Source organism: Pseudorhizobium tarimense (assembly GCF_022968135.1).
Lineage (GTDB): Bacteria > Pseudomonadota > Alphaproteobacteria > Rhizobiales > Rhizobiaceae > Neorhizobium > Neorhizobium tarimense.
The window spans coordinates 85,725-103,030 of record NZ_JALJRA010000001.1 but is presented as its reverse complement, the minus strand read 5'-3'; the positions used below and the strand labels follow the sequence as shown (position 1 = coordinate 103,030).

Below are 17,306 nucleotides of genomic sequence, written 5' to 3'. Positions count from 1 at the left end.
TACGCTGCTTATGACGGAGATGAGACGCCCGGTACCGGAGCCCCCTCACCACCGCTCCACCCTCTGTCCACCAAACAGCATTTCGATCGGCAGCTGGAAAATGAAGTAGGGGTTCGGCAGCGGCAGTGACGTTGCTTCTTCCAGGCGTTGCTTTTGCTCCGCGGTCAGTTCCACATCCAGCGACGCGATGTTCTGGCTCAGTTGCTCGTCGCGGCTGGCGCCGATCAGAACGGAGCTGACGCCCGGCCGTTCCACCACCCATCTCAAGGCGACTTCCGCCGGTGTGCGGCCGATCTCGGCGGCAACAGCCTTGAGAACATCGACCACATCGAAATTGCGCTCCGTAAACAGCATGCCGCCGAACGGATTGTCGCCGTTCAACCGACCGTCGCTGCCCTGCTCGCCGACCTGCGCGCCACTGTCGGGCATTGCGCTGCCGCGTGAGGCTTCGGCAATCTTCTCGCGGCCGTATTTGCCGGTAAGAAGGCCGCCGCCAAGCGGGCTCCAAGGGACAAGCCCCATCCCCAGTTCCTGACCGGCCGGCAGAAGATCGAGCTCGACGCCGCGATCGAGCAGCGAATAGGCGTATTGCAGGCCGACCGGCCGGGGCAGTCCGTGGGCCTGCGCCAGGGTCGCGATCTTGGCGACGTACCAGGCCGGCGTGTTGGAGAAGCCGTAGTGCAGGATCTTTCCCGCGCGAACCGCATCGGCAAGCGTCTGCAACACCTCCTCCGCAGGCGTCGTGCGGTCCCAGACATGAGCCCAGTACATGTCGATATAATCCGTCTGCAGACGCTTCAACGATGCCTCGATTGCAAGGCGGATGTTCTTGGCGCCGTTACCGCCCCATAGCGGGGTGCCTTGCGCGCGTGAGAAACCGGACTTCGTCGCGACGACCAGGCGGTCTCGGCGGCTGCTTTCTGTGAGGAAGCGCCCCAGCATGGTTTCGCTTTCGCCGCCGGAATAGATGTCGGCCGTGTCGATGAAGTTGCCGCCGGCGTCCACATAATGGTCGTAGAGCGCGCGGGACGTCGCTTCGCTCGCTCCCCAACGGCCTGCGCCGAACGTCATGGTGCCGAGCGCCAGGGGGCTGACGATGAGGCCGGACTTACCGATTGTACGGTAGCTGGTGAGGTTCATGTCGGTCTCCTTGGTTGCTGTCCTGCAATGTAGCCGCGTCACGCGCCGCCGATTAGCGGTTGCCGGCTACATGAACTTGTGAGCAGAATGCAGTAATGGAGCGAGGCGAACTCAACGATCTCCTGGCGTTTACGATCGTGGCCCGGCAGCGGAGCTTCACCCGTGCCGCCGCGATTCTCGGCATGTCGCCCTCGGCCGTGAGCCATGCGATGCGCGGCCTGGAGGAGCGGCTTGGTGTGCGGCTGCTAGCCCGCACGACGCGCAGCGTTGCGCCCACTGAAGCCGGGGAGCGGCTGTTGCAGTCTCTCAACCCTGCGCTCTCGGAGATCGAACAGGGTCTGGAAGCCTTGTCGGAATGGCGGAACGACGTTACGGGAACGGTGCGCATTACCACCTTCGCGTATGCGGCCAGGATGGTCCTACTCCCGAAACTTCCCGCGTTCCTTCTCGCCCACCCCGACATCCGGGTCGAAGTGAACATCGACGATGGATTGACCGACATCGTTTCTGGCGGCTTCGACGCGGGCATCCGGTTAGGCGAGGCCGTGGCGAGGGACATGGTTGCCGTCAAGCTCGGGCCGGACCTGCGCACGGTCGTCGTCGCAACGCCGGGCTACTTCGAGCGGTGCCCGCCGCCTCTGACATCTTATGATCTCGACCGTCATGCCTGCATCGGTTACCGGCTGACAACCTCAGGCGGCCTTCTGCCCTGGGAGTTCGAGAAGGCCGGCAAGGAGATCAAGATCTACACCAGCGGGCCCTTGGTTGCCAACGACAGCGACCTGCCGCTCGCCGCCGTGCGCGCTGGCGCCGGCCTGGGCTACATCATGGAGCATGACGTCGCCGAGGACATCGCCTCAGGCGCCCTCGTTCAGGTGCTGGCGGACTGGTGCCCCGCGTATCCGGGCTTCCGCCTCTATCACTCCAGCCGCCGCCAATCGCCGCCGGCGCTTCAAGCGCTGATTGCGGCACTCAGGCCGCCATGACGGCGGTTGAGAGCAAGTTGTTTCGTGTGGCTCTTTCCAAGGCGAGTTAGCTGAACAATGGATCTTATCATCAGCGCCGCCGCCGTCGTCAGGGTCGCCCCGAACCGATGCATGGCGTGGCCGAAAACATTCCCCTGCACAAGATGTCGTTTGCCCCCTATGCTGTATCCAAGGCCGAAGCGGAGAAGGTGCTGCTGGCCGCCAATGACCGCCGCACAGGCCTTTCCACGGTAGCCATCCGGCCGCCATTCATCTGTGGTCCTGACATGCCGGCTCTCGATCATATGGTCGAGACCGTCCGCTCCGGGCAGTTTCAATGGGTGGCGGGCGGCGGACAGGCGCTTTCCACCTGCCATGTCGACAACCTCTGCCACGCGCTCATTCTGGCCGCCGACCAAGGGACAGGCGGAGAAGCCTTCTTTGTGAGCGACGGCGAAGACACGACACTGAAGTCCTCCTGACACGCCTGCTTGGCAGTCGCGGCGTGAACCGGAGGATCGCTCCGTGCCGTTCGGTGTCGCCTGGGCGATGGCCGATGTGATGGGCGCGGTCTGGCGGATCTTCCGCCGCGAAGGCGAGCCGCCAATCACCCGGCAGATGCTGCGGCTAATCGGCCAACCTTTTACGATCGACATCAGCCGTGCGCGCAATCAACTCGCTACGCTCCGGGTCATCTCACCGGCTGAAGGCATGCGCCGGATGCAGGCGAGGGGAGCCTCTCCGGCTCAAATCGCACTTGGCAACAATCCGCAAAGCCGAGTGGCCGCGTCATGAACTTTCGGCGGCGTCTCATGCTCGAATGCCGGGCCGTGACGCCGCGTCGCCTCAATCCTGTGCCGTCGGGCGCACCACGATGCTGCCGATCTCGACGTCGCTTGGTTGTTCGATTGCGAAGGCTATTGCCCGTGCGATCGCAATCGGTGAGATGGCAAGCTCTTCCTTGCGCTTCAGGATGGCCGCTCTGATCTGCGGATCGGCGATAGTGGCATCCGCGAAGCTCGTGTCGATGAAACCCGGCGAGATCTCCGTCACGCGCAAGTTTTTGCGCGATTCCTGCCGAAGCGCTTCGGTGGCTGTCCGCAATGCATTCTTGGTTGCAGCGTAGACGCCCATCGTCGGCACGATCTTGAGCCCAGCGGTCGATACCACGTTGATGACATGCCCACTGTTCTGGCGGGTGAACACGGGCAGGGCCGCAGCGACGCCGTAGAGCGCGCCTTTCAGGTTCACGTCGATCATCGCGTCCCAGTCATCGACCCTCAGGGCGTCGAAGCGCGAGAGCGGCCCGATGCCGGCATTGTTGACGATGACGTCGAGCCGCCCGAAACGCTCGCAGGCAAGGTTGACCAGCCTCTCCATATCCGCACGTCTGGTAACGTCGATGGCATCATATACGGCTTCGCCGCCCGCCGCTTCGATCTCTCCTGCCACAGCGGCGATCTCCGCTTCGCTTCGCGCGCCAAGCACAAGACGCGCGCCGCGCGCCGCAAGGTGGATAGCAGTGGCCCGTCCAATGCCGCGTCCGGCTCCGGTGATGGCGACGATTTTGTTCCTTATGGTCACAGGTATGGCTCCGTCTTCTGTCTTGACGAGCCAGATCTATGCGGCATGGATCGGATGATCTATGCTTGAAAGGCCATGTCTTTATCGCAATCCGCCGAAAAAACTATTGCCGATCCGTTTTCCGAGGTTGTTGCGGCCCTCGGCGCGCGCAGCGTTCGCGGAACCGGGCTTGAAGCGGCGGGCGACTGGGCGCTCTCCTTCGATGGGCGAATGCGATTGAAGTTCATCGCCGTCACACGCGGCCGGTGCTGGCTTCTGCTTCCGGAGCATCGACCGGAAGAACTGGTGGAAGGCGATGTCGTGTTGATCAGCAACACGCGCTACACGGTTGCCAGTCACCCCGCGGTCGAACCGTTCGACGGCATGCCGCTCTACGCGTCGCCAGGACACGACATGGTGCGCCTGGGCAGCGGAGACGAGACGGCTTTAATGGGCGGCGGCAGCGGCTTCGCGGATGGCAGCGCCGCATTCGTTCTGGATGCGCTCCCGACGTTTCTGCGCGTCGACCGGACATCCTCCACCGCCGAGGCGGTCGCAAGGACGCTGAACGCTCTGAGGACGGAGGTTGCCAATGCGGAACTCGGAGGTTCGCTCGTCGCTGAGCGGCTTGCGGAAATCCTGGTGATCGCGGCTGTCCGCGCCTTCGTGGCCAGCAGTCTGACGACGAGTGTCGGGTGGATCTCCGCATTGGCTGACCCGCGGATCGGCAAGGCGCTCAAATTGCTTCACGCGAATGTTGCATGCCGCTGGACGGTGCCGATGCTGGCATCTGAGGTCGGCATGTCGCGCTCGGCTTTCACGCAACGCTTCACCGAGCGCGTCGGCCACCCACCTCTCGACTACCTCACCCGCTGGCGCATGGTTCTGGCGCAGCGAAAGCTGAGGGCGGGCCAGACCGTCGCGGCAGTTGCCGCCGCGGTCGGCTACAAATCGCAAAGCGCATTCACGCACGCTTTCAAGCGAACTCTGGGGCGGACGCCACGATCCGATGAGGATTGGCAGGCCTTCTATTGAAGTGACCCATCCGACCGACAGGAGTGCTTGATGGCCTCCTGTCGGCTGAAAAAGCCAGCCGCTATCGCCCGCCGGCGCCACCCTTAGTCCAATGGCTCGAACACCATCGAATGTCCGTTAATGCAATACCGCAGCCCGGTCGGTGGCGGACCGTCGGGGAAGACGTGGCCGAGATGGCCGCCGCAATTGGCGCAGCGCACCTCGGTGCGCACCATGCCGTAGGCGGTGTCGCGATGTTCGGTCACGGCATCCGGCTTCACCGGCTCGAAATAGCTCGGCCAGCCGCAGCCGGCGTCGAATTTGGTGTCGGAGATGAACAGCGGCTCGTCACAGGCCGCGCAGCGGTAGAGACCCTTTTCCGTGCTGTTCCAGTAGGGGCCGGTAAAGGCGCGCTCTGTGCCGTGTTCGCGCAGGATGCGGTACTGCTCCGGCGTCAGCTGCTCGCGCCACTCGGCGTCCGTCTTTTCGATGCGTGGTTTCGTCGCGTCTGACATGGAAAGTCCTTTCGTTGCCCGAGAAATAAGCATCAGAGACCTGTTGGAAAAGACCGATCACGCCAACGTTTGGCGGCAAAGGTCTTGAGGCGGCGTTTTGTTTCCCATATGCACCTGTATTCAATCCGTCCGAGGGGGCGATCCGAACAGAATCAAGCGGGAGAAGGTATGGCCGATCAGGCGCCGTTGACGTTGTTGTGTCTGTTCTTGCCGTTCCTGGCGGCTCTGCTTGCCCCGGCGGCGGTTCGCCGTTTCGGTCATGGCGGAAGCTGGGCGCTGGCCGCCGCGCCGTTCTTGTCCTTCCTGCATTTCCTGACGTTTCTGCCGCAGATCTCCGCCGGCGAGGTGGTGACCGGTGGCTATGCATGGGTGCCGAGCCTCAACCTTTCCTTCTCCTGGTTCCTCGACGGCCTGTCGCTCACCTTCGCGCTTTTGATCACCGGCATCGGCACGCTGATCGTGCTCTATTCCGGCGGCTACATGAAGGGCCATCCGCAGCAGGGCCGCTTCATCTGCTTCATCCTGCTCTTCATGGGCGCCATGCTCGGTCTCGTGGTGTCCGACAGCTTCCTGATGCTCTTCGTCTACTGGGAGTTGACCTCGATCACCTCCTTCCTGCTGATCGGTTTCGATCACGAGCGGGAAGCCGCGCGCCGTTCGGCTCTGCAGGCGCTGGTGGTGACGGGGCTCGGCGGCCTCTCGCTGCTGGCCGGCCTGATCTTCCTGTGGAACATGACGGGTGTCACGCAGCTCTCGCTCCTCGTCCATGTCGACGACACGCTGCGCCAGAGCCCGTTCTATCTGGCGGCACTCCTGCTCCTCCTCGGCGGAGCCTTCACCAAGTCGGCCCAGTTCCCCTTCCACTTCTGGCTGCCCAACGCCATGGAAGCGCCAACGCCGGTTTCCGCCTATCTCCATTCGGCCACCATGGTGAAGGCTGGCGTCTATCTCCTCATGCGGCTGAGCCCGGTCATGGGAGGCACGGCCGCCTGGGAGATCCTCCTTCCCTTCTTCGGCGGCGTCACGCTGATCGCCGGCACGCTGCTTGCCATCCGCCAGACGGACCTGAAGCTGATGCTCGCCTATACCACCATGGCCTCGCTCGGCTTGCTGGTCATGCTGACCGGCTTCGGCGCGCCGCATGCGGTGGAGGCGGCGGTGCTTTATCTCGTCGCCCACTCGCTCTTCAAGGGCGCGCTCTTCATGGTGGCAGGCCTGGTCGATCACGAGGCCGGCACACGCGACCTGACGAAGCTTGGCGGCCTGCGCCGCCTCATGCCGATCACCTTCGCCGCCGCCCTTCTCGCTGCTCTGTCCATGGGTGGCCTGCCCCTCTTCATCGGCTTCCTCGCCAAGGAAGAGATCTATTATGCGCTCGCCCATGGTGACCTGCGCTCCATAGTCTTCACGCTGGTCGCGATAGTCGGCAACGGCCTGATGTTCGTCGCAGGCTTTGCGGTGGCGCTGAAGCCCTTTCTCGGCCCCCATGTGGAAACACCGAAGCATGCCCACGAGGGGCCGGTCCTGATGTGGCTCGGGCCGGCGGTGCTGGCGGGGCTCGGCCTCCTCGGCGGCATCCTGTCCGCCGTCACCCACCATTTCATCTCGACCCCCATGGCAAGCGCGGTTGCCGGCGAGCCGACGCTGGTCGAGATCAGCACCATCCCCCATCTGGGCATGCCGCTGCTGCTGTCGGTCGTCACCGTTGCCTTCGGCGTGATCGTCTATCTGCAGCTGGAGCGCGCGCGCGACATGATGATCCGTGTACTGGCGGCTATCGGCAGCGGGCCGGATCGCGGCTTCGACCATGTCGTTTCCGGCCTCGTGCGCTTCTCGGTCGCCGCCACGCGCATCGTCCAGCCAGGCCGGCTGGAAATCTACATCACCGTTACCTTCATCCTGCTGGCGCTGACGCTGCTCGTGCCGCCCTTCGTCTACGGTGAGTGGCCGGCGATGCCCACCTGGCCCGACGAGGTGCTCTTCCACGAATGGGCAATCTTCCTGCTGGCGCTGATCGGGCTCGGCGCGCTCCTGCGAGCCAATGACCGCCTGACGGCGATCGTCTCGCTCGGCATCCAGGGCTTTGCCGTCGCGGTGATCTTCCTGCTATTCGGCGCGGCCGACCTTTCGTTCACGCAGTTCATGGTCGAAACGCTGTCGGTGGTCATCCTCGCGCTCGTCATGACCCGGCTGCGCCTGTCGCCGCGCGACCATCGCCCGCCGCGGCAGTTCGGGTTCGATGCGGTCATTTCCGTAGCCTGCGGCCTCGGCTTCACGCTGCTGCTGATGAAGGCGACGCAACTGCCGTTCAACATGCAGCTGACCGAGTTCTTCAACGCCTATTCCAAGGTCATCGCGCACGGCGCCAATGTCGTGAACGTCATCATCGTCGATTTCCGCGGCACGGATACGCTCGGCGAAATCGGCGTGGTCATGATCACCGGCCTTGCCGTCCTTGCCCTGATCCGCGTGCGGTTGCGCAATCCGCTGCCAGGCCCGCGTGCCGATGCACCCGTTGAGGGAGACCGCCTATGAACACGCTGATCCTGCGCACGGTGGCCCCGCCGATCACGGCGCTGATGCTGGTCTTTTCCGTCTTCGTGCTCCTGCGCGGCCATAACGAGCCGGGCGGCGGCTTCATCGGCGGGCTGATCGCCGCTTCCGCCCTTGCCATCTACGGCATCGCCTATGGCGTCTCGGCCGTGCGCCGCGCCATCCGCTTCCACCCGATGTCGATCGCCGGCTTTGGCCTACTTCTTTCGACGCTGTCGGGCTTCGTCTCGCTCTTTGCCGGCGTGCCCTTCATGACCGGGCTCTGGATCTACCCGAGCTTCTTTGGGGTCGAGGTGCCGCTTGCCACCGTCATCTCCTTCGATATCGGCGTCTATTTCGTCGTCGTCGGCTCCATCGCCTCCATTGCGCTGGCGCTCGAGGAAAGGGAGACGGATTGATGGAAGCGCTGTTCTCGATCTTGATCGGCGTCTTCTTCGCCTCGGCCGTCTACCTCATGCTGTCGAAATACAGCGTGCGCATCCTTCTCGGCATCGCGGTACTGGGCAATGCGGTGAACCTCCTGCTCTTTACCGCCGGCCGCCTGACGCGCGAAGTTCCGCCGATCATCCCGGTGGGCGTGGACGTGCTGCCGGATACGACGGCAAACCCGCTGCCGCAGGCGCTCATCCTCACCGCCATCGTCATCTCGTTCTCCTTCTTCGCCTTCCTCCTGGTGCTGACCTATCGCGGCTACCAGGAGCTTGGCACGGACAATACCGACGAGATGCGGCTCGCGGAGCCGAAGGATGAGCCGCTCCCGCCGCTCGGCTACTGACAGGAAAAACGGACGCGATGGCTGCACCGACAACCGCCCCGATCGATCTCTCCGCCGCGATGGTGACGGCGCCGACGGCGCTCGCAGACTGGCTGGTGATCGCTCCCATGGGCCTGATGATCGCCCTCGGCGCGGCGCTGATGATGGTTCGCCACAAGCTCTGGCTGCATGGCTGGATCGCCATTCCCGGCCTCGTGGCGCTTGTCCTCTTGGACGCTCTGCTGCTCTACAGGGTTGCCGTCCACGGGCCTTTCACGATGACGGCCGGCCGCTGGCTGCCGCCCTTCGGCATCTCGTTTACCGCAGACCTTCTCGGCGCGCTGCTTGCCTTTGCCTCGGGCCTCGTCGCGCTCGCCGCCGGCATCTACGGACTGCGCGACATCAACGATACGGGCCGTCGCTACGGCTTCTATCCCTTCCTGCTGCTGATGATGGCCGGCGTCACCGGCGCTTTCCTGACCGGCGACATCTTCAACCTCTATGTCTGGTTCGAGGTGCTGCTGATCTCCTCCTTCGGTCTGCTGATCCTGGGCTCGGAGCGTGAGCAGATCGACGGAGCGCTGAAATACGCCGTGCTCAACCTGCTCGGCACGACGCTCTTCCTGATTGCGGTCGGCTATCTCTATGCGATCTTCGGCACGCTCAACATGGCGCAGGTCGCAAGCCTTGCCGGCGAGCAGCGGGAGGGCGCGCCGCTGATAACGCTGAGCGCGCTGTTCATCCTCGCCTTCGCCATGAAGGCGGCAGCCTTTCCGGTGAACTTCTGGCTCCCCGCCTCCTACCACACGCCACGCATCGTGGTCGCCGCTCTCTTCGGCGGCCTCCTCACCAAGGTCGGCGTCTATGCGCTGATGCGCGTCATGGTCATGCTTTTTCCGCTGGAGCGCGAAGAACTGAGCCTCGTGCTTGCCGTGATCGCGGCACTCACCATGCTGCTCGGCGCGCTCGGTGCCCTGGCGCAGAGCGATCTTCGCCGCATGGCGGGCTTTGCCGTCATCGCCGGCATCGGCAATGTCATCGCCGGCGTTGCAATCGGCGGCGCAACCGGCGTCGGTGGCGCGATCCTCTATGCCATGCATTCGATCGTCGTGATGACGGCGCTCTATCTTTTGATCGGCGAGGCGGCCCGCATCGGCGGCTCCTGGTCTCTGCAGACACTTGGTGGTCTCTATCGCGAGGCGCCCTGGATTGCCGCAGGCGCCTTCGTCATCTTCTTCGCCACCGCCGGCCTTCCGCCGTTCTCGGGCCTTTGGCCAAAGATCATGCTCCTGAAGGCCGCGCTCGATGTCGGAGCCTGGTGGCTCTCTGCCGCGCTGCTCGTGTCCGCCCTGATCCTGACGCTGGCGCTCGGCCGCGTCTTCCTACTCGCCTTCTGGCGTCCGCAGTTGGCCGGCGCTGCCGTCGGCGCCCCGATTGCGCCCAACAGTTGGCAGCGCTCCACACCCATCGCCGGTCTGGTCGCCGTCATCGTCGTCTTCGGACTCTTTCCCGATGCGCCGGTTCGCCTTGCGCAGGCGGCTGCCTCTAGCCTTGCCGATCCCGCAGCTTACATCCAGTCTGTCTTCCCGGCAGGGGGTGCCGAATGACGACCTATATCTTCAACGTCATCTTTGCCGTCGTCTGGGTGGCGATCACCGGCAGCGCCACGCTGCTCAACCTCGTCTTCGGCTTCCTGGTCTCGGCCGCCGCGCTATGGATCGTCCGCGGTGAAATCAGTGCGCCAGGGTATTGGCGGCGCGTCGGCCGGATCCTTTCGCTTGTCCGGCTGTTCTTCAAGGAACTGGCGATGTCGGCCTTCCGCGTTGCGGTGATGGCACTGAGCCCGAACCTCAAGATCAAGCCGGGCATCTTCGCCTTTCCGCTGACCGTCGACCGCGATTTCGAGATCACGCTGCTTGCCAACCTCATCACGCTGACGCCGGGCACGCTGTCGGTCGACGTTTCGGAGGATTGTAAGACGCTCTACGTCCACGCGCTCGACTGTTCCGATCCGGATGCGGCGCGCCGCGACATTGCCGAGGGCTTTGAACGCAAGATCATGGAGGCCTTCCGCTGATGACGGCCCAATCCATCACCCAGTTCTCCGTCAATGTCGGCCTTGTCGTCGTTAGTATAACCTTCCTTCTCACCGTATGGCGGGTCATCAAGGGACCCACCCTGCCGGATCGGGTCATTGCGCTCGACATGCTGGTCGGCATCGTGATGGGCTTCATCGCGCTCATTGCGATCCGCACCGGCTTCACGCTCTACATCGATATCGCCATCTCTCTGGGGCTGGTAGGCTTCCTCGCCACCGTCGCCTTTGCCCGCTTCATCCTGTCGCGCAAGCGCCGGGGAGGGGAGGACGGGTCGCCGCCCGAACCCGAACCCAAGCGGCCGGCAGCGAAGGAACCCCGCAAGGCCGCAACCCCGGCCGCCGTTCCCGTCGCCGCCGGGCCGGCCGGCGCCGTGGCACTCGCCGAGGCGGGGCAGGCCAATCTGGCCGCCGCGCCGAAGGAGGCCGCTCCGCGCGCGCCGATCAGCAAGTCGGAAGCGACCAAGGCAAGTGCGGCCAAGGTAAAGATCGCCAAGGCCAAGGCTGCCAAGAAAGCGGCTTCACCCGCCGAGCCGGCCGCGGCCAAGCAGGTGCCCAAGACCGCAGCAAAGACTCTATCCAAGCCCCCCAAGCCCATGGTGCCGCGCAAGCCGGCCGCCAAGAAGGAGTCGCCGTAATGGACATCCTGCTCGCGCTCGTCACGGCCCTGCTTGTCTTGTCGGGATCGATTTTCGCCTTTGCGGCCGCCGTCGGCCTCAACCGCTTTCCCGATCTCTATGCGCGTATGCATGCAGCATCCAAGGCGGGAACAGTCGGCTCGGCACTCATGCTGATCGCGGTCGGCATCCACGCGGCGGACCTTGCGATCCTGGCACGTTCGCTGGCCGGCTTCTTCTTCTTCGTGCTGACAGCGCCAGTCTCGGCTCATCTTCTCGCCAAGGCCTCGCACGAATCAGGCTACCCGCTCTCGGATATCTCCGTTCAGGACGAAATGAAGCGGTCGCAGGCGGAAATATAGTTTATAATACCTTCCTTCGTGCAAACAATTGCGATCATGGTGTGAGAAACACTCGCAATAGTGAGGTAGCCGGATGCCAAAAAGCCTGAAAAGATGTCTTTGGCTACATTTGACACTTTAATTGCTGGTGCCGATGGTGTTAATCCAACAATAGTTGAGTACGATGCCGGTCAAGAACTGCGGCGCTACTTTCCTCCCGTAGATTTCGACTGGACCTTTGTCGGAGCTCGTAAGGAGGGTGTCGCCTCGTCTCGTGATGCGTACGTCCAGAGAAAGGTTGCAGGCTGCTTTACCTAGATGGTGGCGACTGTTGACTTGATGGGCGCAGAGGTGATCGGCCAACGGGACAGGCTCTGGTGCATCGCCGAATGATCGGCGCTGCCAACAAAGATAAAAAGACAGGAGACACACAATGACAGAAGTGGCATCGGAGAAGGGTAACGACCTGCTGGTCGAACTGACCGCGGATATCGTCTCGGCCTATGTGAGCAATCACGTAGTTCCGGTCGGTGATCTGGCGACCCTGATCTCCGACGTGCATTCCGCCCTCAGCAATACCTCGGCGCCTGCCCCCGCGGCCGCCGTGGCGGAGAAGCCGAAGCCGCCGGTTCCGATCAAGAAGTCGATCGAGGACGATTACCTGATCTGTCTGGAAGACGGACAGAAGTTCAAGTCGCTCAAGCGGCACCTGATGACCCATTACAACATGACGCCGGAAGAATACCGAGAGAAGTGGGGCCTTCCGGCCGATTACCCGATGGTGGCTCCGGCCTATGCCGAGGCGCGCTCGCGCCTTGCCAAGGAAATGGGCCTCGGCCAGCGCCGCAAGCGCAGCAAGTAATCCGAGCCCTCGGGACCCACAAAAAATGGGCCGGAAGCAGTCGCTTCCGGCCCTTTTTTTGTTGCGGCCATTCGCCAACAATGAGGACAGGAATCCTATTCGCAAGGGCAGACGTCCGAAATGCAGCAACGAAAACAATGGGCATACGAATTTTGGCCGCTTTCCTCATCGTCCTGCCTCCTCTAAAAAGAAGGAAAAAAAGCCTATAAGGAAGGAGTTGTCATGCCTGCCCAAGTTCCAGCCCCGCCGCGCCGCTCAAAGCTTGACCCGTTGATGTCGGAGCTCCTCTGGCAGCCACCACTTGCCCGCCGCCTCTCCGATCGGACGATCTGCGTGCAGTGCGGCAGATGGTGGCGGAGCTCATCATGCTGTTCGGCGAGCGCATCCTGACGCGACGCGACCGTCGCCGCATGGCCTGCCAGGTGCGCCTGATGGCGATGTATGTCTGCCATGTCGCCCTGCGCATGTCACAGCACGAGATGCCATCGCCTTCGGTCGCGACAGGACCACCGTCGGCCATGCCGGCCATGTGGTGGAAGATCGCCGCGAGAACGCTTCTCCCGCGCCGTCGACGCCATGGGGCCGGAGCTTCCCGGGTTGGCAGTCGATGTCTGCTGTTTTCCAAGGGGCTGGAAGTGGTGGAGCGGGAGCGGCAATGGCCAGTCCGGTCGGCAAAGCTAATGCTGCGCACCGCACTCCTGGTACTCGCCCGGCATTATGGCCACCGCCGCGAGCCGAGCGCAGGAGCCATCGCTGGGGTGGAGAGGGCTACCGGCCGCCGATGCCGCGGTGATCTTTCGTCAGGCGGCTGTCTGCAGCTGCGCCTCGTCGCGGATGCGCTTGACCATCGACCGCAGGCCGTTCGCCCGCTGTGCCGACAGATGTTCAACAAGACCGATGCGGTTGAAGATTTCGATCGCGTCGGTGCGAGCGATTTCCGAGGCATGCTTGCCGGAATAGGTGGCGAGCACGATTGCCACCAGACCGCGCACGATATGGGCATCGGAATCGCCCTCGAAGGTCAGTACCGGATCGGCCCCGTCCTCGGCGACATGGCTGACGAGCCAGACCTGGCTGGCGCAGCCCTGCACCTTGTTCTCTGCGCTGCGCTTTTCTTCCGGCAATTCCGGCAGCGCCTTGCCGAGCTCGATGACATAGCGGTAGCGGTCTTCCCACTCGTCGAGATAGGCAAAATCGTCGATGATCTGGTCGAGCTTGGCCATCGCATGCATCCTTCTGTCACTGGCCTGCATATAGGAAGGAATGTCCGTCTCGTGAACCGGAAAAGGCCGTGAGAAGTCACCTCACGGCTTAACAGGGCTGAAGTTCAGGGGCAGGCAGGCGCCGGGACCAGAGGCAGAACCCGGCGCAAGAGGGAAGGGAGGCGGCGTTCGCCTCTGCGAAGCGGCGCAAGCCGACGTTCAGGGATGGGCCGGGCGCTTTTGCGGAAGCGGCACGCCGGCGGTAGCAATCGTGCCGGTGGAGATGGTGTCGGCGGCGGAAGAGGTCGCGACCGGCTTTTCAGGCATCGGCTGCGGGTCGGCAACCTGTGCGATTGCGGGCTGGTCGTTGGCAAACTGCTGGTCGAGAAGCTCGAAGGCGACGCGTGCGCCTTCCTTCGCCCGCTGGCCGAGCGCGGAGAAGGTTTCTGCGCCCTTGACGCAGACATCCGGCTTTTCGATGCAGATGGCGCTCAGATACTGATAGGCTTGGGCGGCAGCACTGACCGCATCCTGCACCTGCACCTGAGAGGCACGTTCCGCTTCAACGGCGGGACGGCTGCTGAAATAGGAAAGCGCCACCAGCACCAGCGAAAATGTAATACTGCTCTTGATCAGAAACCACATTGTCCTGTCCACCCACCCGTCAAAGCCCGGTCGGCCGCCGGGTCTCTCCCGGTCTTGGGGCTACCCTAGTTCAGGGAAGCGAATCGCTGTTTGAAAACATCGGTCGAGTTCTCGGCAGATTTGAGTAAAAATTGAACGATCCTCATTCTGACCCCGCTTCTGAACGCGGCCTGCGAAATCTTGGCCACAGGCGTTAAGCATAATCATGACAGCAATCCCCCGGTTCCGCCGCTTCCCGTCCGCTGTCTTCGCCACAGTCGTTAACACGACGAGAAAAATGCAAGCTATTCCGCTGCTTACGCGCCGTTAACCATGAATGAAAATGCGCCGATGCGGCCGTTTCAAAATGGGATTCGGGCCAATTTGACACGTCCGGCGGACCCTGTTTTATCCTTTCCTTAAGCCGCCGGCGCCTAATGTCTGAGCCTGAGTTTTGGAGTTGGCGTTAGGGTACTGCGTGCGCGTATTGAGTAACATTGCCGGAAGGGCGATCGGTCATGTCGACCAGGTTGCCGACCGTTGGCTGCAAGGCCTTGGTCAGCCGGCGCAAACGCGGGGGCGGGCGGTCGTCGCGCTGCGCCGCGTCACGCTCAATGCAGGTGTCGCCGCGCTTGTCCTGCCCGCCGCGCTCAGCGCCGTCTTTCCTGTCTCCATTGCGCTGCCGGTCGGCGCCACGATCGCTGTCTCTGCCTTCCTAATGGCCGCTGCCGCAACCCTGCAGCTCGGCCGCGGCGAGACGGTCGAGCCCGCCTCGACTCCTGGCGATGATGCCGTCTTCAATGCCTGCCCGGGGCTGGCGCTGATGCTCGATCCGCACGGCCTTGTCCAGAAAGCCGGCGGTCGCGACCGCGGCGCATTTCCAGCGGCGCTGCAGGAGCCCGTCGGCCAGCGACTCGCCGAGCTCATCCATGTCTCCGACCGCATCGCGCTTATGCACGCGCTCGATACGCTTCGCCAGGGCGACGAGCGGGCCTCCGTCATGGTCCGCATCCAGCGCATCTACAGTGCCGAAGGAAGGCAGTTCCTGCATGGGCGTATCGAGATGGCGGCGCTGCGGCGGGACGATGGCGAGCTTGTCGCCGTCTTCGCCCAGCTCAACGATGTCTCCGCCGAAGAGGCGCTGCGCGACGAAGCCAGCTTGCGGGTCTCGGAGGCACGATCCGCCCATGAGGCCAAGTCGCGCTTCCTCGCCGCCGTCAGCCATGAACTGCGCACCCCGCTCAACGCCATCCTCGGGTTTTCCGATGTACTCGCCGGCGAATATTTCGGCCGCCTGGAAACGGATCGGCAGAAGGAATATGTTGGGCTGATCCGCCAGTCGGGCGCCCATCTTCTTTCCGTCGTCAACACCATGCTCGACATGAGCAAGATCGAGGCGGGCCGCTACGAGCTTCTGGCGGAACCCTTCCCCATCGGCGACGTGGTGGAAGGTTGCCGCGCGATGCTCGACCTGCAGGCCAAGGGCAAGGGCGTGACGCTCACCGCCCGCACGGCAAAGGGTCTCGGCGAAGTCGTAGCCGACCGCCGCGCGGTCAAGCAGATCCTCATCAACCTTGCCGGCAACGCCATCAAGTTCACCGATGCCGGCGGCGTGGTATCGCTCGACGCGACCCTCGGCGGCAAGGACCTGGTGCTCACCGTCAGCGATACCGGCATCGGCATTGCCGACGACAAGCTCACCACCATCGGCCAGCCGTTCACTCAGGTGCAGGACGATTATACCCGCCAATATGAAGGGACCGGCCTTGGTCTTGCATTGGTCAAGGGACTTGTTGCATTGCACGGCGGACGGTTCCATATCGAGAGCCGGCTCGGCGAGGGGACCGTCGTCACTGTCATGCTTCCGGCCGATGGCAACGGTATCGCCGGGGCCGAGGACGAGCCCGCCGACCCCATGGTCGAATTTCCGCCGCGGCTGAGAGCGACTGCAGACGTGGCCAAGAAGGACGAACAGGACACAGAGAATGACGCCGCGAAAGCGAAAATCGCCTAAGGGAAAGAAGCAGGTTCAGGAACCCGGCATCCTGTCCCGCCTCGTCCAGGCGGCAGGACGCGCGGCGGCACGTCACCCTCGCAGCGTCTTCGGCGTATCGACCTTCGCCGTCGTCTTTGGCTTCGTCGCCGCAAATGCGCTGTGGTACCAGCCGGGCAATCATCCCGCCCCCTTCCTCGCCACCCGCGATCCGGAGGATCCGAACGGCATCGCAGGCTATCGGCCCGCGCACCGCACGCCCCCCGAAGAAGTTACGACCTTCCGGATCGAACGCGAGGACACCGCTGCCCCGGAAGCAGATCCCGCTCCAGCCGCCGACGCGCAGTCGGTCCGGACGGCCGACGCCGCACGCGATTTGGTGGCCGAGCTCCAGCGTCAGCTGGCCCGACGCGGGCTTTACAACGGCCCCGCCGACGGCCTGATTGGGCCGCAGACGGCGGCCGCCATCCTGTTCTTTGAGGAAGCCGAAGGCCTGCCGCAGACGGGAGAGGCGACGCTGGATCTGCTGGCGGCTCTCAGCAAGGCACCGGCCGCCGCGGTGGAGACGGCGTCCGCCAATTCCGTTTCCTTGCCGATCGAAACCGTTGCCGTCCCGGCCGCCCGCCCCGCCGAAGATGTCAACGCCGCCGTCGAGGACCCGGTCGCCGCGGCCATCCGCGCCTCGGAAGGCGACGAGAAGCCGGCGGCGCAATTGGCCAAGACGACTCAAACCGCCAGACCGCCCCGCGATCTCGGCCCGGAGATCGCCGCCTCCGCCGACCTGGTGATCCAGATCCAGCGCGGCCTTTCCAACATCGCCTATACCGACATCGCTGTCGACGGTGTGGCCGGTTCGCAGACGAAGGCCGCCATTCGCCGCTTCGAGAAGCACTATCGCCTCCCCGAAACCGGGGAGCCAAACGAACTGGTGCTGAAGAAGCTGAAGTCGATCGGGGCCCTCTGACGCCCGGTTTCAACGGCCTTCGGCCATCCAGCCTCGCGCAAATCAGCCGAACTAGCCTCTTACCATAGACGTGACGGGCATCCTGCCCTGACGCATCGTTGGAG

The 17,306-nt window shown here is 63.6% G+C and carries 18 protein-coding genes and 2 pseudogenes; 15 read left to right on the top strand and 5 right to left on the bottom strand.

The features are described 5' to 3' along the window. Positions 1-45: 45 nt before the first annotated feature. Entirely contained in the window at positions 46-1,140 is a 1,095-nt protein-coding gene (locus MUU54_RS00535) for an aldo/keto reductase (RefSeq protein ID WP_247242074.1), read from the bottom strand. A 95-nt stretch (positions 1,141-1,235) separates the two neighbouring features. Between MUU54_RS00535 and MUU54_RS00530 the strand changes: the two genes are divergently transcribed. The 3 genes from MUU54_RS00530 (at position 1,236) to MUU54_RS00520 (ending at position 2,900) form a co-directional block, all read left to right on the top strand. After that, complete coding sequence (locus tag MUU54_RS00530) at positions 1,236-2,126, top strand: LysR family transcriptional regulator (protein WP_247242073.1); 891 nt, start codon at positions 1,236-1,238, stop codon at positions 2,124-2,126. A 116-nt stretch (positions 2,127-2,242) separates the two neighbouring features. Continuing rightward, entirely contained in the window at positions 2,243-2,587 is a 345-nt protein-coding gene (locus MUU54_RS00525; protein WP_247242072.1) for an NAD-dependent epimerase/dehydratase family protein, read from the top strand. A gap of 43 nt (positions 2,588-2,630) precedes the next feature. Then, positions 2,631-2,900 (top strand): hypothetical protein, encoded by a 270-nt coding sequence (locus tag MUU54_RS00520; RefSeq protein WP_247242071.1) that lies wholly within the window; start codon positions 2,631-2,633, stop codon positions 2,898-2,900. 51 nt (positions 2,901-2,951) lie between these two features. On the opposite strand, the gene MUU54_RS00515 is transcribed toward MUU54_RS00520, so the two are convergent. After that, positions 2,952-3,689, bottom strand: a complete 738-nt coding sequence (locus MUU54_RS00515) for an SDR family oxidoreductase (protein WP_247242070.1) — start codon at positions 3,687-3,689, stop codon at positions 2,952-2,954. Between the two features lie 75 nt (positions 3,690-3,764). Between MUU54_RS00515 and MUU54_RS00510 the strand changes: the two genes are divergently transcribed. Next, the gene (locus MUU54_RS00510; protein ID WP_247242069.1) at positions 3,765-4,703 is read left to right on the top strand and encodes an AraC family transcriptional regulator; all 939 of its coding nucleotides are present in this window, start codon (positions 3,765-3,767) and stop codon (positions 4,701-4,703) included. 83 nt (positions 4,704-4,786) lie between these two features. Here MUU54_RS00510 and msrB read toward each other — a convergent pair whose 3' ends face one another. Next, positions 4,787-5,197, bottom strand: a complete 411-nt coding sequence (msrB, locus tag MUU54_RS00505; RefSeq protein ID WP_247242068.1) for a peptide-methionine (R)-S-oxide reductase MsrB — start codon at positions 5,195-5,197, stop codon at positions 4,787-4,789. A 168-nt stretch (positions 5,198-5,365) separates the two neighbouring features. On the opposite strand from msrB, the gene MUU54_RS00500 reads away from it, so the two are divergent. The 9 genes and pseudogenes from MUU54_RS00500 to MUU54_RS00460 form a co-directional block, all read left to right on the top strand. Continuing rightward, a complete protein-coding gene (locus MUU54_RS00500; protein WP_247242067.1) occupies positions 5,366-7,732 on the top strand; it encodes a putative monovalent cation/H+ antiporter subunit A in 2,367 nt (788 codons plus the stop codon). Continuing rightward, positions 7,729-8,148: a Na+/H+ antiporter subunit B gene (locus MUU54_RS00495; protein WP_247242066.1), complete on the top strand. Its 420-nt coding sequence runs from the start codon at positions 7,729-7,731 to the stop codon at positions 8,146-8,148. Before MUU54_RS00500 ends, MUU54_RS00495 begins: the two co-directional genes overlap by 4 nt. After that, on the top strand, positions 8,148-8,525 hold the full coding sequence (locus MUU54_RS00490) for a Na+/H+ antiporter subunit C (protein WP_247242065.1): 378 nt from the start codon (positions 8,148-8,150) through the stop codon (positions 8,523-8,525). The genes MUU54_RS00495 and MUU54_RS00490 overlap by 1 nt, the downstream gene beginning before the upstream one ends. Positions 8,526-8,542: 17 nt before the next feature. After that, positions 8,543-10,111 (top strand): Na+/H+ antiporter subunit D, encoded by a 1,569-nt coding sequence (locus MUU54_RS00485; protein WP_247242064.1) that lies wholly within the window; start codon positions 8,543-8,545, stop codon positions 10,109-10,111. Next, positions 10,108-10,581, top strand: coding sequence for a Na+/H+ antiporter subunit E (locus tag MUU54_RS00480; protein WP_247242063.1), 474 nt, complete (start codon positions 10,108-10,110; stop codon positions 10,579-10,581). Before MUU54_RS00485 ends, MUU54_RS00480 begins: the two co-directional genes overlap by 4 nt. Next, positions 10,581-10,850, top strand: a pseudogene (locus MUU54_RS00475) (cation:proton antiporter); the annotation flags it as partial. The gene MUU54_RS00480 and the pseudogene MUU54_RS00475, both read left to right, overlap by 1 nt. A 386-nt stretch (positions 10,851-11,236) precedes the next feature. Continuing rightward, complete coding sequence (gene mnhG, locus MUU54_RS00470; RefSeq protein ID WP_247242062.1) at positions 11,237-11,578, top strand: monovalent cation/H(+) antiporter subunit G; 342 nt, start codon at positions 11,237-11,239, stop codon at positions 11,576-11,578. Positions 11,579-11,990: 412 nt separating this feature from the next. After that, on the top strand, positions 11,991-12,419 hold the full coding sequence (locus tag MUU54_RS00465; RefSeq protein WP_247242061.1) for a Ros/MucR family transcriptional regulator: 429 nt from the start codon (positions 11,991-11,993) through the stop codon (positions 12,417-12,419). Positions 12,420-12,965: 546 nt separating this feature from the next. Beyond that, positions 12,966-13,212: pseudogene (locus MUU54_RS00460) on the top strand (DUF6456 domain-containing protein); the annotation flags it as partial. Positions 13,213-13,219: 7 nt separating this feature from the next. Here MUU54_RS00460 and MUU54_RS00455 read toward each other — a convergent pair. Together MUU54_RS00455 and MUU54_RS00450 are read right to left on the bottom strand one after the other, a co-directional pair. Next, the gene (locus tag MUU54_RS00455; RefSeq protein WP_247242060.1) at positions 13,220-13,642 is read right to left on the bottom strand and encodes a SufE family protein; all 423 of its coding nucleotides are present in this window, start codon (positions 13,640-13,642) and stop codon (positions 13,220-13,222) included. Between the two features lie 198 nt (positions 13,643-13,840). Beyond that, positions 13,841-14,266 carry a DUF5330 domain-containing protein gene (locus MUU54_RS00450; protein WP_247242059.1) on the bottom strand — a complete coding sequence of 142 codons (426 nt, stop codon included), beginning with the start codon at positions 14,264-14,266 and terminating at the stop codon, positions 13,841-13,843. A gap of 457 nt (positions 14,267-14,723) precedes the next feature. Here MUU54_RS00450 and MUU54_RS00445 point away from each other — a divergent pair, with 457 nt between their 5' ends. Together MUU54_RS00445 and MUU54_RS00440 are read left to right on the top strand one after the other, a co-directional pair. Next, positions 14,724-16,259: a sensor histidine kinase gene (locus MUU54_RS00445; RefSeq protein WP_376742028.1), complete on the top strand. Its 1,536-nt coding sequence runs from the start codon at positions 14,724-14,726 to the stop codon at positions 16,257-16,259. After that, entirely contained in the window at positions 16,231-17,202 is a 972-nt protein-coding gene (locus tag MUU54_RS00440; RefSeq protein ID WP_247242058.1) for a peptidoglycan-binding domain-containing protein, read from the top strand. The genes MUU54_RS00445 and MUU54_RS00440 overlap by 29 nt, the downstream gene beginning before the upstream one ends. Positions 17,203-17,306 lie beyond the last annotated feature (104 nt).

What these genes read in the sequence shown, in the direction of transcription:
- msrB (WP_247242068.1), bottom strand. Translation starts at nt 5,197, where the DNA reads ATGTCAGACGCGACGAAACCACGCATCGAAAAGACGGACGCCGAGTGG.
- MUU54_RS00455 (WP_247242060.1), bottom strand. Translation starts at nt 13,642, where the DNA reads ATGGCCAAGCTCGACCAGATCATCGACGATTTTGCCTATCTCGACGAG.
- MUU54_RS00485 (WP_247242064.1), top strand. Translation starts at nt 8,543, where the DNA reads ATGGCTGCACCGACAACCGCCCCGATCGATCTCTCCGCCGCGATGGTG.
- MUU54_RS00440 (WP_247242058.1), top strand. Translation starts at nt 16,231, where the DNA reads ATGACGCCGCGAAAGCGAAAATCGCCTAAGGGAAAGAAGCAGGTTCAG.
- MUU54_RS00500 (WP_247242067.1), top strand. Translation starts at nt 5,366, where the DNA reads ATGGCCGATCAGGCGCCGTTGACGTTGTTGTGTCTGTTCTTGCCGTTC.
- MUU54_RS00480 (WP_247242063.1), top strand. Translation starts at nt 10,108, where the DNA reads ATGACGACCTATATCTTCAACGTCATCTTTGCCGTCGTCTGGGTGGCG.
- MUU54_RS00495 (WP_247242066.1), top strand. Translation starts at nt 7,729, where the DNA reads ATGAACACGCTGATCCTGCGCACGGTGGCCCCGCCGATCACGGCGCTG.
- MUU54_RS00450 (WP_247242059.1), bottom strand. Translation starts at nt 14,266, where the DNA reads ATGTGGTTTCTGATCAAGAGCAGTATTACATTTTCGCTGGTGCTGGTG.
- MUU54_RS00490 (WP_247242065.1), top strand. Translation starts at nt 8,148, where the DNA reads ATGGAAGCGCTGTTCTCGATCTTGATCGGCGTCTTCTTCGCCTCGGCC.
- MUU54_RS00530 (WP_247242073.1), top strand. Translation starts at nt 1,236, where the DNA reads ATGGAGCGAGGCGAACTCAACGATCTCCTGGCGTTTACGATCGTGGCC.
- mnhG (WP_247242062.1), top strand. Translation starts at nt 11,237, where the DNA reads ATGGACATCCTGCTCGCGCTCGTCACGGCCCTGCTTGTCTTGTCGGGA.
- MUU54_RS00465 (WP_247242061.1), top strand. Translation starts at nt 11,991, where the DNA reads ATGACAGAAGTGGCATCGGAGAAGGGTAACGACCTGCTGGTCGAACTG.
- MUU54_RS00535 (WP_247242074.1), bottom strand. Translation starts at nt 1,140, where the DNA reads ATGAACCTCACCAGCTACCGTACAATCGGTAAGTCCGGCCTCATCGTC.
- MUU54_RS00510 (WP_247242069.1), top strand. Translation starts at nt 3,765, where the DNA reads ATGTCTTTATCGCAATCCGCCGAAAAAACTATTGCCGATCCGTTTTCC.